General features: G+C 57.2%; 14 protein-coding genes and 5 pseudogenes. 8 read left to right on the top strand and 11 right to left on the bottom strand.

Features of this window, described 5'->3' with window-relative positions; all coding sequences use genetic code 11:
* Window positions 1-127 precede the first annotated feature (127 nt).
* The 3 genes and pseudogenes from acs to SGP1_RS19595 all read left to right on the top strand — a co-directional run bounded on the left by acs (window position 128) and on the right by SGP1_RS19595 (window position 4,119).
* Window positions 128-2,086, top strand: a complete 1,959-nt coding sequence (gene acs / locus SGP1_RS19585) for an acetate--CoA ligase (protein ID WP_011411934.1) — start codon at window positions 128-130, stop codon at window positions 2,084-2,086.
* A gap of 61 nt (window positions 2,087-2,147) precedes the next feature.
* Window positions 2,148-2,466, top strand: a pseudogene (locus SGP1_RS19590) (DUF485 domain-containing protein).
* Window positions 2,456-4,119: pseudogene (locus SGP1_RS19595) on the top strand (cation acetate symporter). The pseudogenes SGP1_RS19590 and SGP1_RS19595 overlap by 11 nt, the downstream one beginning before the upstream one ends.
* Window positions 4,120-4,253: 134 nt before the next feature.
* Here the strand turns inward: SGP1_RS19595 and SGP1_RS19600 are convergent.
* Together SGP1_RS19600 and SGP1_RS19605 are read right to left on the bottom strand one after the other, a co-directional pair.
* Window positions 4,254-4,697: pseudogene (locus SGP1_RS19600) on the bottom strand (LrgB family protein); the annotation flags it as partial.
* Window positions 4,698-4,757: 60 nt separating this feature from the next.
* Window positions 4,758-5,114, bottom strand: a pseudogene (locus SGP1_RS19605) (CidA/LrgA family protein).
* Window positions 5,115-5,249: 135 nt separating this feature from the next.
* Between SGP1_RS19605 and SGP1_RS19610 the strand changes: the two are divergent.
* A pseudogene (locus SGP1_RS19610) lies at window positions 5,250-6,104 on the top strand (LysR substrate-binding domain-containing protein).
* Between the two features lie 161 nt (window positions 6,105-6,265).
* Here SGP1_RS19610 and SGP1_RS19615 read toward each other — a convergent pair.
* The 7 genes from SGP1_RS19615 to SGP1_RS19625 all read right to left on the bottom strand — a co-directional run bounded on the left by SGP1_RS19615 (window position 6,266) and on the right by SGP1_RS19625 (window position 11,438).
* Window positions 6,266-7,909, bottom strand: a complete 1,644-nt coding sequence (locus SGP1_RS19615) for a Na+/H+ antiporter (RefSeq protein ID WP_011411937.1) — start codon at window positions 7,907-7,909, stop codon at window positions 6,266-6,268.
* A gap of 261 nt (window positions 7,910-8,170) precedes the next feature.
* On the bottom strand, window positions 8,171-8,779 hold the full coding sequence (locus tag SGP1_RS34470; RefSeq protein WP_050747858.1) for a TonB-dependent receptor domain-containing protein: 609 nt from the start codon (window positions 8,777-8,779) through the stop codon (window positions 8,171-8,173).
* Entirely contained in the window at window positions 8,776-9,048 is a 273-nt protein-coding gene (locus SGP1_RS34475; RefSeq protein ID WP_050747859.1) for a hypothetical protein, read from the bottom strand. Before SGP1_RS34475 ends, SGP1_RS34470 begins: the two co-directional genes overlap by 4 nt.
* A 161-nt stretch (window positions 9,049-9,209) precedes the next feature.
* Window positions 9,210-9,374 carry a hypothetical protein gene (locus SGP1_RS34480; RefSeq protein WP_243466109.1) on the bottom strand — a complete coding sequence of 55 codons (165 nt, stop codon included), beginning with the start codon at window positions 9,372-9,374 and terminating at the stop codon, window positions 9,210-9,212.
* 33 nt (window positions 9,375-9,407) lie between these two features.
* Window positions 9,408-9,722, bottom strand: a complete 315-nt coding sequence (locus SGP1_RS34485; protein WP_243466110.1) for a hypothetical protein — start codon at window positions 9,720-9,722, stop codon at window positions 9,408-9,410.
* Window positions 9,712-10,194, bottom strand: coding sequence for a TonB-dependent receptor plug domain-containing protein (locus SGP1_RS34490; RefSeq protein WP_050747861.1), 483 nt, complete (start codon window positions 10,192-10,194; stop codon window positions 9,712-9,714). The genes SGP1_RS34485 and SGP1_RS34490 overlap by 11 nt, the downstream gene beginning before the upstream one ends.
* Before the next feature lie 527 nt (window positions 10,195-10,721).
* A complete protein-coding gene (locus SGP1_RS19625) occupies window positions 10,722-11,438 on the bottom strand; it encodes an SDR family NAD(P)-dependent oxidoreductase (RefSeq protein WP_011411938.1) in 717 nt (238 codons plus the stop codon).
* Window positions 11,439-11,452: 14 nt separating this feature from the next.
* Here SGP1_RS19625 and SGP1_RS19630 point away from each other — a divergent pair, with 14 nt between their 5' ends.
* Window positions 11,453-12,376 (top strand): LysR family transcriptional regulator, encoded by a 924-nt coding sequence (locus tag SGP1_RS19630; protein WP_011411939.1) that lies wholly within the window; start codon window positions 11,453-11,455, stop codon window positions 12,374-12,376.
* A gap of 40 nt (window positions 12,377-12,416) precedes the next feature.
* Here the strand turns inward: SGP1_RS19630 and SGP1_RS30995 are convergent, their stop codons facing one another.
* Together SGP1_RS30995 and SGP1_RS28395 are read right to left on the bottom strand one after the other, a co-directional pair.
* Window positions 12,417-12,578 (bottom strand): hypothetical protein, encoded by a 162-nt coding sequence (locus SGP1_RS30995; protein ID WP_158302455.1) that lies wholly within the window; start codon window positions 12,576-12,578, stop codon window positions 12,417-12,419.
* Window positions 12,551-12,784 carry a hypothetical protein gene (locus SGP1_RS28395; protein ID WP_050747862.1) on the bottom strand — a complete coding sequence of 78 codons (234 nt, stop codon included), beginning with the start codon at window positions 12,782-12,784 and terminating at the stop codon, window positions 12,551-12,553. Before SGP1_RS28395 ends, SGP1_RS30995 begins: the two co-directional genes overlap by 28 nt.
* Before the next feature lie 496 nt (window positions 12,785-13,280).
* On the opposite strand from SGP1_RS28395, the gene SGP1_RS25030 reads away from it, so the two are divergent.
* Genes SGP1_RS25030 through SGP1_RS19645 form a run of 3 tightly spaced genes read left to right on the top strand, consistent with a single transcriptional unit; the run spans window position 13,281 to window position 14,283 of the window.
* Complete coding sequence (locus SGP1_RS25030; RefSeq protein WP_158302456.1) at window positions 13,281-13,595, top strand: hypothetical protein; 315 nt, start codon at window positions 13,281-13,283, stop codon at window positions 13,593-13,595.
* 21 nt (window positions 13,596-13,616) lie between these two features.
* A complete protein-coding gene (locus SGP1_RS19640) occupies window positions 13,617-13,970 on the top strand; it encodes a TAXI family TRAP transporter solute-binding subunit (RefSeq protein ID WP_050747864.1) in 354 nt (117 codons plus the stop codon).
* Window positions 13,971-14,028: 58 nt separating this feature from the next.
* Window positions 14,029-14,283: a hypothetical protein gene (locus SGP1_RS19645; protein WP_041867234.1), complete on the top strand. Its 255-nt coding sequence runs from the start codon at window positions 14,029-14,031 to the stop codon at window positions 14,281-14,283.
* Window positions 14,284-14,439 lie beyond the last annotated feature (156 nt).

Genomic DNA, 14,439 nt, shown 5'->3' on the forward strand with positions numbered 1-14,439 from the left:
TTTTTCGCTGGCGGAGTGATCCTAAAGGTGATGCGTGATCTGTCGCGCAAAAAAGAAACAAAGCCAATTCAAGGAGGTGTAATTAACTAAGGGTTAACACATAATTAACAAATAGAAGGAGGAAACTATGAGCCAACCCCATCGTTACCCGATTCCCGCTAGCCTCGCGGAACGTACGCTGGTTTCTGCGGAGCAATATCGGAAATTGTATGAGCAGTCCATCAACGATCCCGATTCCTTTTGGCGGGAATACGCCCAGATTGTGGAATGGATAACCCCTTTCCAGACGGTGAAAAATACGACCTTCGATCCTGGCCATGTCAATATTCGCTGGTTTGAAGACGGCACGCTGAATGTGGCCGCCAACTGTCTCGATCGGCATTTGCAGGAGCGGGGCGACCAGACTGCCATTATCTGGGAGGGGGATGACGCCAGTCAAAGCAAAACCCTGACCTACCGGCAATTACATCAGGCGGTGTGCCGCTTCGCCAATGTCCTGAAGGCGCAGGGTATCGGCAAAGGGGATGTGGTGGCCCTTTACATGCCCATGGTGCCGGAAGCCGCGGTGGCGATGCTTGCCTGCGCACGCATCGGCGCCGTTCACTCGGTCATTTTCGCCGGTTTTTCGCCGGAGGCGATCGCCGGCCGCATCATCGATTCCAGCGCCAAATTGGTGGTAACCGCCGACGAGGGGCTTCGCGCTGGACGCAAAATCCCCCTGAAGAAAAACATCGACGATGCGTTAAATCATCCGGAGGTGAAAAGCGTCAACCGGGTCATCGTCTTCCGCCGTACCGGCAATGCAATTGACTGGCAACCTGAGCGGGATGTGTGGTGGCACGACGCCATCGACGGCGCCGACGATACCTGCCCGCCCGAGGCGATGGGGGCGGAAGATCCGCTGTTCATTCTCTATACCTCCGGCTCCACCGGCACTCCCAAGGGGGTGCTGCACACTACCGGCGGCTATCTGGTTTACGCCGCCACGACCTTTAAATATGTATTCGACTATCACCCCGGCGATGTTTATTGGTGTACCGCTGACGTCGGCTGGGTAACGGGGCACAGCTATCTGCTGTACGGCCCGCTGGCCTGCTGCGCCATTACCCTGATGTTTGAGGGCGTGCCCAACTGGCCAGCCGCCAGCCGCATGGCGCAGGTGGTGGACAAACATCAGGTGAATATTCTCTACACCGCGCCCACCGCCATTCGCGCGCTGATGGCCGAAGGTGACAAGGCGATAACCGGTACGCATCGTTCGTCGCTGCGGATCATGGGCTCTGTGGGCGAACCCATCAACCCTGAAGCCTGGGAGTGGTATTACCATAAGATCGGCAACGGCCGCTGCCCGATCGTCGATACCTGGTGGCAGACCGAAACGGGCGGCTTCATGATCACTCCGCTACCGGGCGCCATGGCGTTAAAACCCGGCTCGGCGGCGCTGCCGTTTTTCGGCGTCCAGCCCGCTCTGGTAGATAACGTCGGCACGCCTGTCGACGGCGCCGGGGAAGGCAATCTTGTCATCACCGACTCCTGGCCCGGTCAAGCGCGTACCCTCTATGGCGATCACGATCGGTTCAAGCAGACCTATTTCTACACCTTTAAAGGCATGTATTTCAGCGGCGACGGCGCCCGGCGCGATGAGGACGGCTATTATTGGATAACCGGCCGCGTCGATGATGTACTCAACGTTTCCGGCCACCGCCTCGGCACCTCCGAGATCGAATCGGCTTTGGTGGCCCATCCGAAAATTGCCGAAGCGGCGGTGGTGGGGATGCCGCACAACATCAAAGGCCAGGCGATCTACGCTTATATTACGCTCAACGCGGGCGAAACCCCGACGCCTGAGCTGTATAACGAAGTCCGCGCCTGGATGCGTAAAGAAATCGGCGCAATCGCCACCCCCGATGTTCTGCATTGGACCGATTCGCTGCCGAAAACCCGCTCCGGCAAGATAATGCGCCGCATCTTGCGTAAAATTGCCGCCGGCGACACCGGCAATCTCGGTGACACCTCCACGCTGGCCGATCCTGGCGTGGTCGAAAAACTGCTGGAAGAAAAACACACTCTGACCTTGCCTTCGTAATCCTCCGCCACCTTCGGGTGGCTTTTTCTACCGTACCTCTGACCCTACTGGAGAATCCCTGATGAATGCGATCATTTATCAACGGATACAGAGCAATCCGCTTTTTCAAGAAACTGGTGAGCAAACGCCAGCGTTTCGCCTTGTTGCTTGCCCTTATCATGCTGGTGCTGTATTACGGTTTCATCCTGCTTATTGCTTTCGCGCCAGATTGGCTGGGAACGCCGTTGCATCCGGGCACCAGCGTAACCCCCAGTATACCGCTCGGCATCGGGTTGATTGTGGCCTCCTTCGTTCTGACCGGTGTTTACGTCATTCACGCCAACGGCGAGTTCGACCGTCTGACCCAACAGCTTTTGCGCGAGGTGCAGCATGATCAATAACGCCCATTGGACATTGACGCCGCCGCTGGCGGCCTGTCCGCTGCTGATCCAGGCGGAAACGGTTAATGGCGCGGTCGATCGCCAGCCGCTGAACATTCAGGCCATCATTCTGTTTGTACTGTTCGTCGCCGCCACGCTTTATATCACCTATTGGGCGTCAAAACGCACCCGCTCGCGGAAGCGATTATTACAACGCCTGCGGCAATATTGCCGGGCTGCAAAACGGCCTGGCCATCTCCGGCGATTTTATGTCCGCCGCGTCGTTCCTAGGCATTTCGGCGCTGGTGTATACGTCCGGCTATGACGGGCTGATTTATTCCCTCGGCTTTCTAGTGGGCTGGCCAATCATTTTGTTTTTGATAGCCGAACATCTGCGCAATTTGGGGCGTTATACCTTCGCCGACGTCGCCTAATACCGGTTGCAGCAGAAACCGATCCGCACCCTGTCCGCCTGCGGCTCGCTGGTGGTGGCGCTGTACCTGATAGCCCAGATGGTAGGCGCCGGCAAGCTGATACAACTGCTGTTCGGCCTCAATTATCACATCACCGTGGTACTGTTGGGCATCCTGATGGTGTTGTATGTCCTGTTCGGCGGCATGCTGGCCACGACCTGGGTACAAATCATCAAGGCGGGGCTGCTGCTGGCCGGGGCGAGTTTCATGGCGCTGATGGTGATGAAGACCGTCGGTTTCAGCTTTAACCGGCTGTTTGCCGACGCCATGGCGGTATACGGCAAAGGCGCGGCAATTATGCGCCCCGGCAGCCTGGTGGCCGATCCCGTCTCGGCGCTGTCGCTGGGGCTGCGCTGATGTTCGGCACGGCGGGCCCGCATATTCTGATGCGATTTTTCACCGTCAGTGATGCCCGCGAGGCGCGTAAAAGCGTGTTTTATGCCACCGGGTTTATGGGCTACTTCTACTTTCTGACGTTTATCATCGGCTTCGGTGCAATTTTGTTAGTGGTTGCCAACACCGCCTTCAAAGACAGCGCCGGCGCGCTGCTCGGCGGCAACAATATGGCGTCGGTGCATCTGGCTAACGCGGTCGGCGGCAATTTCTTCCTGGGCTTTATCTCGGCGGTGGCTTTTGCCACTATTTTGGCGGTAGTGGCGGGGTTGACGCTGGCCGGCGTCTCGGCGGTGTCGCACGATCTGTACGCCAGCGTAATAAAAGCGGGGAAAGCAACGGGGCGCGACGAGCTGAGGGTGTCGAAAATTACCGTCGTGGTGCTGGGTTTTGTAGCTATCGGTCTCGGCATTTTGTTTGAGAATCAAAACATCGCCTTTATGGTCGGTCTGGCGTTTTCCATCTGTAATTTCCCCATCATTTTGCTGTCGATGTATTGGTGATCGGCGGCTGGCTGGGGCTCATCACCGCGGTGGTGCTGATGATCATCGGTCCGACCATCTGGGTGCAGGTGTTGGGTCATGCCAAACAGATTTACCCTTATGAATACCCGGCATTATTCTCAATGCTGGTGGCGTTTATCGGGACCTGGCTGTTTTCCATTACCGATCATTCGGCGCAGGGTGCCAGGGAGCGTGAGTTGTTTATACCGCAATTTATACGTTCCCAGACCGGTATCGGCATTTCCACCGGCGCGGCCTCGATAAGGAGCTTGGCAGCGTTTACTCTGTCTGGCGGAGTAGCGTAAGGGTCACGTTCGTTGAGGAAGGCGCGATGGCTGGCGATGCGTCACTCGGGATCATAGCGGGGGATGGGCTGGAGGATGATAGATAACACCGTAGCGTATCGGTACCCGCACCGGAATGACTCAATCGACCACTACTACATGATATGGCCGATCAACGGCGCCAACAGCACCGTAACTACCCCAGCCAGCATCATCACCAGGCTGGACACTACCCCTTCCCGTTGCCCCATCTCATAAGCGCGGGCGGTACCGGCTCCGTGGGACGACGCACCTAACCCCGCTCCCCGCGCCACGCCGGCCCGTACCGCCAGACGCAAAAACAAGATATCGCCAACCGCCATGCCGAATACGCCGGTTATCACCACGAACAGCACCACCAGATCCGGTTGACCGCCCACTTGCTCCGCCGCGGCCAGCGCAAACGGCATGGTAATCGAGCGCACCGACAAACTGCGTTGCACCACTTCCGGCAGCGCCAGCCATACCGAACTCGCCACTGCTACCACGGTCGAGGTAATGACGCCGGGGCTTAACGAAAGCCAGTGGAGGCGGATAATGGCCATATTTTCATAAACCGGGGTTTATTGAAGAAATACAGCAGTAGCGTCACCAGCAGACACAGCGCGCCCAGCATGAAATCACTGTTCATGTCGTTTCCTGCGCGCCAGCCACAGCTCAAAACGGTAGACCCGATCCACTACCAGCGCGGTGCTCAACGCGATAACCAGAAAGATACTCCAGCCCTCCACGCGCAATAATTGGCTGTAATTCACCACCGCCACCACCGCCGACACAAAGAACAACAACATTTCCGCCAGTAACCAGCGTGCGCCGTCGCGCACCCAGCCGAGGGGAAGAATGCGCAGTAAAATCAAGGCTAGCAACAGGAACATGCCGACGATATTAGCCGGCAGCGGTAAATGGAAGCGCAGCACCAGTTACTGCGGCAACAAAAATAATCCGACGTATAGCGCGACCTGCAGCGGTACCTGCACGCAAGACCAACGCGGCGCCCGGTTAGCGACATGGCACTACCCTAATAATGTGAGATTTCTCACAGTATAGGCGGCTGGTAAATATTGCTGAAAATGAATTAATATCATGAGAATCATGCCCTGTAGGAATAGTTCATGGACATTCGTACGCTGCGCTATTTTGTTGAGGTAATCCGGCAACAAAGCTTTACCCGGGCGGCCGCCAAACTCTATGTGACCCAACCCACCATCAGCAAAATGCTCAAACATCTGGAAGAGGAGCTGGATTGCCGGCTGATCGTACGTGAAGGGCGCACGCTAAAGATGACCGATAGCGGCCGGGCGGTTTATCAGCGCGGTTTGACGATCCTCAATAAGTTCGGGCAATTACAGGCGGAACTTGAGGATATTAACGCCCTGCGCAAGGGGGCGGCTGCGGCTGGGTATACCCCCTATGGTGGGGATACAAATGGCGGAGCTTATCGGCGATTTCCGCCAGCACTACCCGGGTATCGCGCTGGAGATAGCGGAATTTGGCGGCGTCACCATGAAACAGGCGGTGCTGGCCGGCGATTTGTATCTGGCGCTGACCGCGCTGACTGCCGAGGTCGACCCCGAGCTGGCCGCGCTGCCGCTATTTAGCCACCCGTTGTGTGCAGTCGTGCCGCGGCGCGCGCCCTGGTTAACGCGGCGGGAAGTCCCGTTTACGCTGTTGGGCGAGTGGCCGGGATTGAACCGCAAATTGCGGTCCGCAGCGGCCAGTGGGATTTTCTGGCGGCGATGGCGGCGACGGGCATTGGTATAGCGGTGCTGCCGGAACCACTTTGCCGAAGGCTGGATGGCCAACGTCTGCTGTGGTTGCCGCTGATGCCGCAAATGCTGTGGCAATTGGAGCTTATCTGGCGCCAGAACAGTTATCTGTCCCATGGCGCGCAGGCGTGGATCGTCGCCTGCCGCGAACGCTGGCTCCCAGGCGAGCGCCAACGAGTCATCGCGCCAAAAGCGCCCTAGTCACGTGGATGCGGTTCATCCCCCAACCGCAAGCGTTGCTCCTGGAGAGCGACTCCCCCTTTAGTACCTAACCGCCCTCGCCTTACCAACGTGGTTACGTCCCTGCCGCGCGATTGAGGACCCGCGCGAAGGGCTCCCCAGGCACGTGCCGGCGGCGCGGCCTATTCGTGCTCAACCAGCAGCGCTTCCAGCAGATCCAAATCGTGCAGTAACTTCATCAGCGTTTCATTGCTGATTTTTTGCTGCGCGCGCAAATGATAATATTCGCCGCGCTCGGCGCGCAACGCGTTAAGCCGCATGCGCCGCTCCAGATTCTCAATCAACAGGGCGCTGTCCGCGTCGTCATTGCCGTCAATGCGGCGGCGTAAATTGCCGATAACCCGGGCGCTGACTTCGTTGAGAATTTGACTGTCGATATTCTCTTCCTGGCTATTGACCAGCCGCTCTTCCATTTTATGCAGACTTTCAATGGCCACTTCCGCCGCCGCACGGGCCATACGTTCTTCCTGACGGTGCTGCGCTTTGTCAGACACCTGAATACCGCGCAGCAGCAGCGGCAGAACAATCACGCCACAGATAAGGGAAAACAGGATCACGCCTGTGGCGATAAACACCAGTTGGTAACGCGAGGGAAACGCTGAACCGTCGCTGAGCAGCAAGGGAATCGACAACACGCCCGCAAGCGTAATGGCGCCGCGCACGCCGGCGAAAGAGGCTATCAGAATTTCGCGCGTGCTATAGTCGCCGAAGACCATTGGCCGCTTGGTCATAAAGCGCAAACTTATGCGTTTCATCAGCCACAGCCAGCCGAAACGCAGCACCATCAGGGCGGCATAGATAAGAATGACATCGGTAAACAGCATCCAGGTCTGGATGGTGGGATCCAGTTCCGCCTGGGTAATGGAGGTCTCCAGAATGTCCGGCAGTTGTAGTCCCAGCATGATAAAGACCATACCGTTGAAGACAAACTCCAGCATCGCCCAGACGCTATTGCCGCGCAGCCGCATTGCCAGCGGCGCATTGCGGATAATGCCCGACTGACCGATGGTCATGCCGGAGGCTACCGCGGCCAGGATGCCGGAAACGCCGATATGCTCGGCGATCAGATAGGCGACGAACGGCAGCAGCAGCAGCAATACCGTCTGCGTCGCGGCGTCGTCGCCGCTCCAGCGGGTAATCAGCCGCAGGGACTTGCTGTAACCCCAGGTCACCGCCACGCCGGCCAGCAGACCGCCCGCCGCCACTTTGACAAACTCGAGCGAAGCGCCGCCGACGGAAAACACCATCGTCCCCATCGCCACCGCGATGGCAAATTTAAGCGACACCAGACCGGAGGCGTCATTCATCAGTGCTTCGCCCTGCAAAATGTCCATCAACTTTTTCGGGATGTGCCCTTCGCCAACAATCCCCGACAGCGCGACCGCATCGGTGGGCGATAGCACGGCCGCCAGCGCCAGCGACGCCACCAGCGGGATACCCGGCACCATCCAGTAAATCAGATAACCGATACCGACCACCGTGATAATCACCAACACCAACGCCAGCGCCACAATCTCGCCGCCGTGGCGCAAAAATTCGCGCGTGGGTGTCTTCCAGCCATCGGAAAACAACAGCGGCGGGATAAACAGCACCAGGAAAAGCTCAGGATTAAAATCCACGTGCAGGCCGAACTTTGGCCAGGCAAGCAGCGCTCCGAGCGCTATCTGCATCAGCGGCAGCGGTATTTGAAACGGTAAGATACGTGTCACTACCCCGGAAAGGGACACGATAAGAGTGAGGATAAGAATCGTAAAAAAGATTTCCATGCTTTCCTTAGTCTCTAGCTTTTGCAGCAATGTGCAGGACGCGCGAGAATAGCTCCCCGCAAACGCGAACCCCGAGATGATAGTAGATCATTTTCCCGGCAGTTAAAAATCCGTTATCAACTATCGGCCTGCGTAACAGAATTTTTAACCGTTAAAGATAACAACCGTCGCCTCGCCGTTGATCAGGCAAAAAAAACGCACCGGCAAGCCGGTGCGAATGACACGTCCGGTGGCGGCGATACCGCTGAGCCCCGGCAGATCTCATTCGCCGCCCAGCACGAATTGATAGCGCGGCACGCCGATGGAGTCGTTACCGTCATTGGTGCCGTCCTGGGTTTTAGTCAACTCCGGATCCATCCATGTCGCGCTGCCGTTCAGGCGCACGCCGACCACCGGCTCACCGAACAGGTTAAGCTTAATGCCGCGGTTGCGTTCCTCGGCGTAGTTGCCGTATTCATACTGCGCGTTGCCGTTGCTGGTGCCCAAATAGCGATAGGCGGCCACCGGTTTTTTAATTTCAAAGACCGCCAGCGAGCCGGCGATACGACCGTAATCCGCTTTCACACCCACTTCATTTTGCTTCGAGGTTTCGACACCGGTAACCTGGCCGCCGTTGACCACGGTGCCGGAATTATAGGTACTGCCAACGGTTTCCCCTGCCTGTAGAGCTTCGATATGGTTGGCGTAAAGGGAGATGTGCTCACAAGGCTTGACCATCAGACCGAAGGCCGGCGTCACTTTGGTGCGCTCAAACTTGGTGGTCTCTTCGCCGGTGTAGGCGTAGTTGGTCACATTGACGCTATGGCGACGCAGACCGGCTATCAGCTTCAGGCGATCGTCAAGCATCGACAAGGTATCCGACAGGCTCACGCCGCTGTTGTAGGTGCATTGGTGACGCCGGGGTTGCCCATCTTACCGCCAGCATAGGTCGCGTCCGTTGGCTCATCGGAATAGCTCGGATCGTAGATATTGGTGGCGAGGCTGCTGGACGAGATTTGATAGGCGGTACGTACACGACGGTAGGTGCTAGAATAACCAAGATTGACACTGTGGTCGATAAAACCGGTGTCAAATTTACCGCGAATGCCCGCCTGGCTGGAGATGCTGTCGGAAAAGTAAGGTACCTGCATCTGGCCCATGGTGGCGTCGCCATAATCGTTAAAGGGGTGGCGTTGGAGTAGGAACCGTATTCATGGGTATGGTTGCCGCCGACCGCACCATAGACCGTCCAGTCATCGGTCAGGTCGTATTCGCCACGCAGCGCGCCAAACTGGCTTTTAATGTTAGTAAACGCCTACTTTTACCCTAGTTGGTTCGTTGCGGAAGGTGCCTCGAGGATTTTATCCATGCCGGAGGTATAGACCACCGAACGCGCACCATGCACCGTTTGTTTCTCGGCGCCCGCATCCAGTGAGGCGCGGAAACGGTCGCCGCGGTAATCCAGGCCAATGGTACAAAGCGTCAAACGGCGCTTTTGATTTTCGACCGCCGTCTCGCCCTAGCGATGCACGCCACTCACCCGCACGTCCCATTGGTTGTTGTCGCCGAAACGGCGCGCAACGTCAAAGGCGCCGCCGACCTGGGATTTAGAGGTATAGTCAACAGAAACACAGTTCAGCGGCTCGTCGCCGGCCCGTTTCGGTTCAATATTAACGGTGCCCCCCACGCCGGTACCGCCGGGGGGTACCCCGTTCAGGAAGGCGCTGGAACCTTTGAGCAATTCCACGCGTTCCGCCAGCTCGGTGGCGACAAACTGGCGCGGCAGAACGCCATAGAGGCCGCCGTAGGCAATATCTTCGCTATTAAAGATCAAACCCACGTACCCGGAAAGACTCCTGGGTGCTGCCGTAGCTGCAGGTGGTCTGCACCGAGGCGTCGTTTCGCAATACATCGGTCAGAGAGCGCGTCTGCTGATCCTGCATCAGCTTGGAGGTATAGCCGACGACGTTGAACGGCACATCTTGCGCCGACTGCTCACCCAGCAGACCCAACCGGCCACCGTTGGCGATTTGACCATCCAGATAGGCCGGCACCAGCCGATCGCCGCCTGGCGTGAAGCCGTTGTCCGGTTTCGCCACGACGGTAATGGTTTCCGTGCCGTTACCGGTCGCAGCAGCGGGAGCGCCGCCGGTAGCCGCCGGAGCTGCAGTCGTGCTGGTGTTCGCAGCGGTGGTCGCGGCATAAACCGGTACGGCCACAGAACCACAGCAGGCGCTGATGAATAACGCCAGCAGGCGCGGCGAGGAGACCTTGGCCGCAGGAAAAACGAGACGCGCGGTGCACATATATTTATTACCAGGTCAAATGTGAGTTATTATAGTTATTATAGTTATTATAGTTATTATAGTTATTATAGTTATTATAGTTATTATAGTTATTATAGTTATTTATTATGTAAATTTAGGTCAACATTGCAAGAGGTTATTAACTATTTTTAATAAAAAGTTTTACTGCGGGAAAAGGAAAGGCGTTAATAAAGCGTAAAGCGGGCCGGTGCAGACGTCCCGGCCAAAGGGACCGGGACGGTATCGCTTCAGTACGAGCATGCCCGCGTCGCGATAGGCACGCTGGCAGATATCGACAGGGACAGGCGCCGGCCTAAGGTACAAAGGGGTTGCGCGGGCCCGTGAATGTCGGGGGTGAGCACCGACGGGTATTGCCAAGATTGGTATCACCATGATGGATATCGCCTAGGTTGGACTTGATAAGGCTGGCATTGACCCGGCATGCATTGCGAAGATCAGAGCGACGCACCGCCCTGACTGAGCCGTGCGGCCTGACGGCTCACTCTGGCGCTACCGACCGCACCCCATCATAGGTACATCCCGCCCGACGCTTCAACGCGCTGAGCGGTCATCCAGTGACAGTTATCGCTCAGCAGCGCGACGAGCGTCGCGCCGATATCATCGGGCAACCCGACACGTCCGAGAACGGTATTGTCGGCGATGACCTGATTTACCTGCTTGTTATCCCGTACCGTGCCACCGGCGAAATCCGATTCTATCGCGCCGGGCGCCAGAATATTGACCCGAATCCCGCGGCCCCCCAGCTCTTTGACCTGATAACGCGTCAACACTTCCATCGCCCCTTTCGTCGCCGCATAGGCGGCAAAACCAGGCGTGGTGAATCGAGTAAGCACGCTCGACATATTCAAAATACTGCCGCCGTCGGCCAGTAGCGGCAGTAACGCCCGGGTCAGAAAAAACGGGCCCTTGAAATTGATGCGCATCAATTGGTCGAATTGCTCTTCGTCGGTTGCGGTAAAAGGAGCATGAATACCAATCCCGGCATTGTTGACCAGATGGTGAAACTGCGTCTGGTTGAACTTATCACTCAACAACTGCTGCAAATCGCTGGCGAAATCGCCAAAACGGCGACTATCGCCGGTATCCAGTTGCAGCATGGCCGCGTTGCCGCCGCTCCATTCAATCTCCTTTACCAGCGCCTGCGCTTCCTCTTTGTGGGAGTGATAGGTGCCAATTGTATAAAAAGCGTTAAACCGGAAAGACTGTTCACTATCAGCAAACAATCATAAGAGCGACGATGAATAAACTGGCGCTGCTACAAAGCTTTGTTTGGGTGGTGGAACTGGCAAGTTTTACTCAGGCGGGCAACACGCTTGGTCTGCCTAAATCTACCGTGGCCGAGCATATTCAAACGTTGGAGGGCGTGCTTGGCGCTTGCTTGCTGCATCGTACTACCCGCAGGGTTACGCCGACTCAGGATGGTCTGGTCCTCTATGACCGGGCGCGAGACGTGCTCGCTTCCATGGAAGAACTGGACGGCTTATTCCGTCAGCAAGGACCGGTACCAGACGGCAGGCTGCGCGTCGATATGCCAACCGCCTTCGCCCGGCTGGAGGTGTTCCCGCGCCTGGGCGAGTTTTTGCAGGCACATCCGGCGATTCAAGTAGAGATAAGCTGTACCGACAGACGGGGCGATGTGGTTCGTAAGGGATTTGATTGCGTGGTACGTATCGGGCAATTAAACGACGATAATCTGGTCGCGCGCCGCCTGGGAAAACTGCGCATGATCAACTACGCCAGTCCGGCCTACCTGCGGGCGTATGGCGTGCCCGTCACCCCCGCCGATCTTGATCGCCATGTGTTGATTGATTACGTGCAGGTACTAGGCTCCCAATCGGAAGGGTTCGTTTATCAGCAACACGGCCGCATGGTCAGCCGCCAAATGCCCGTCCGGGTCACGGTGAATAATGCCGATGCCTATGAAGCGGCCTGCCTAAACGGATTGGGAATTATTCAGGTGCCGGTTGCCCGATATATCGGGCTTTTCACCAGCGGTCAATTAGTGGAAATTTTGCCCTATTACCTGCCTCCCCCTATGGATATCACCCTGCTCTATGCCCACCGGCGCCATCTACCTCCGCGGGTAAAGGTGTTTATAGACTGGCTGGCGGACCTGATTGCCCCGTGCGTTTGCCCGGTATCACCCAATGCAGCGCAGTGACCTTCAGCGCCGCGGCGACCACCCGCCGTGCCGGGCAACGTTAATTGCGGCTTAGGTAATCGGCCAAGAAGTATTGCGGGTTAAGCTGCGCCGACAGTGCCGCATCATAGGTGACAGGATAGGCCTGTGGCTCACCCGGCAGGGTGATGCGTCCTAAGCCGTCTTTGGCAAGCGTCAGCGCGACAAATCGTTTGCCCTGCAAGTTGAGCCAGTAAAGGTTTTCTGAGGCGTTTTTTTTACTTCAAGCTTTTGGATCTTGCCGTCCCAGGCATGCTTAGTGCCGCTGAATTGCACCAGCGCTTCACTGACCCGTGTCGACCCATAACGCAACACCAGGACATCTATCCCGTCGGGGCCGGTGTACACGCTAACCTCATCCCCCACTTCCTGGCGCATTGGCATATCCATTGGCGCCGCCGGCATCAGGGGGAGCCGCTTCGTTTGCCGCGCCGTCCGGGGCGGCGGCCGTTATTCCATGACCATCCAAGAGATAAAGTTAACGGTCGACGCAGCGACTTGCCAGACAGTGCGCACCTTTACTGCCGCTTGAAGATAGCCGGCAGCGGCGACACGGGCATAAGCTTGCTGCCGGTCTCGCTGCCATAGTATGACACAGGACGGCCACGGGCGACAGCTAGCGTCACGCGGTCTTTTGTTACCGATAACCTATTGTGTTACCGATAGGCCATTGTCCCAATAAGCGCCGCAGCAACGTCCCGTCCTGCGCGTCCCCCAGCCCCCGGCGTAGTAAACGCGTCACGCTTGCCGTCAGCGACACGAGTATCACAACCCCGTGCCCTGCTGCCCGTGCAAAAGCACATTATTCGCTAAGCATACGCAAAAAAGTTGTTTTTTTCAATCAACAGGCCGGTTACGTTGATCTTTTTTACAGGGGATGTGCTCCATGAGGTTATTGGCTTATTTGCGTTCTCCATCCTACTGGCGCAGCGCGTGGCTGCTAGGGATAAGTCTGCTTTGCATGACGTCCATGTTCGCCACCGCACCGGTGGCCGCAGAGCCGCAGACGGTACTCCGCGTCGGCGTAGCCAGCCGGCTGGGTCAGGATTTGTGGTTCCGCGTTTCCGGAGAGGACCAGCACTTACCCTACACCTTGCAATGGGTCAATTTCGATGCCGCGCCACCGGCGATGGATGCCCTGCTGGCGGATTCTATCGATACCTTCTGGGGCGGTGATACCCCTGCCGTGTTCCTCTCCTAAAATCAGCGCGATGCAAAAGTCGTGGCGGCCAGCGAAAAGGGCCTGTTTGGCGCATTACTTGTGGCGAAAAACTCCCCCATCACGACGGTCGAGCAATTAAAAGGGAAAAAAATCGCCGTTTATCGCGATTCAGGTTTCCATAATAGCCTGTTGTCCATCTTGCGCGATCACGGTTTGTCCGTTGACGACGTGCAGTTGCGCTATCTGGCGCCGGCGGAAGGACTGGCCGCGCTGACTCAAGGCCGCGTAGATGCCTGGGGCATCTGGGACCTAACGCGGCCATCGCCGAGAAAACCTTCGGCACCCGCATTCTGGCGATACCGCGTCCTTCAGCCTCGGTTTACAGTTTGCCTCGCAGAAAACCCTGGCGGATAAAGCAAAATCACAGACTCTGCAGGACTTTTTATTACGCAGCTACCGCGCCACCGCCTGGTTGCGCGCGCACCCGCAACGGTGGGCCGAACTGCAGGCCAAAGAGGCCAATATCAGCCCCGACGTGGCGCGCCTCGCGGCCTCACGGGTCGGCGGGCAATTTGTACCGGTCGACGCTGCTCTGGACAACGCGACAGACCCCATCGCCGATAACTTTTACCGACTGGGGATCATTGATCATGCCACCGACGTCAGCCCGGTGTTTGACGCGCGTTACTCCGCCTTTTTGCAGCAACAGCTCCAGGAGAAGAAATAATGTCCGGTTTACGTGAATATTTGCAGGTTAAACGCGAAAAAATGTTGCCTGGCGCAAAAAAATCAGCGAGGACGGCAGTCAGCCCAGCACGATTTCCGCGCAGGTGACGGCCGAAGGTCGCAGCGGCGTCCGGCGTATTCGTATCAAGGATCATCA

This window comes from Sodalis glossinidius str. 'morsitans', assembly GCF_000010085.1.
In the GTDB taxonomy this organism is placed as follows: domain Bacteria; phylum Pseudomonadota; class Gammaproteobacteria; order Enterobacterales; family Enterobacteriaceae; genus Sodalis; species Sodalis glossinidius.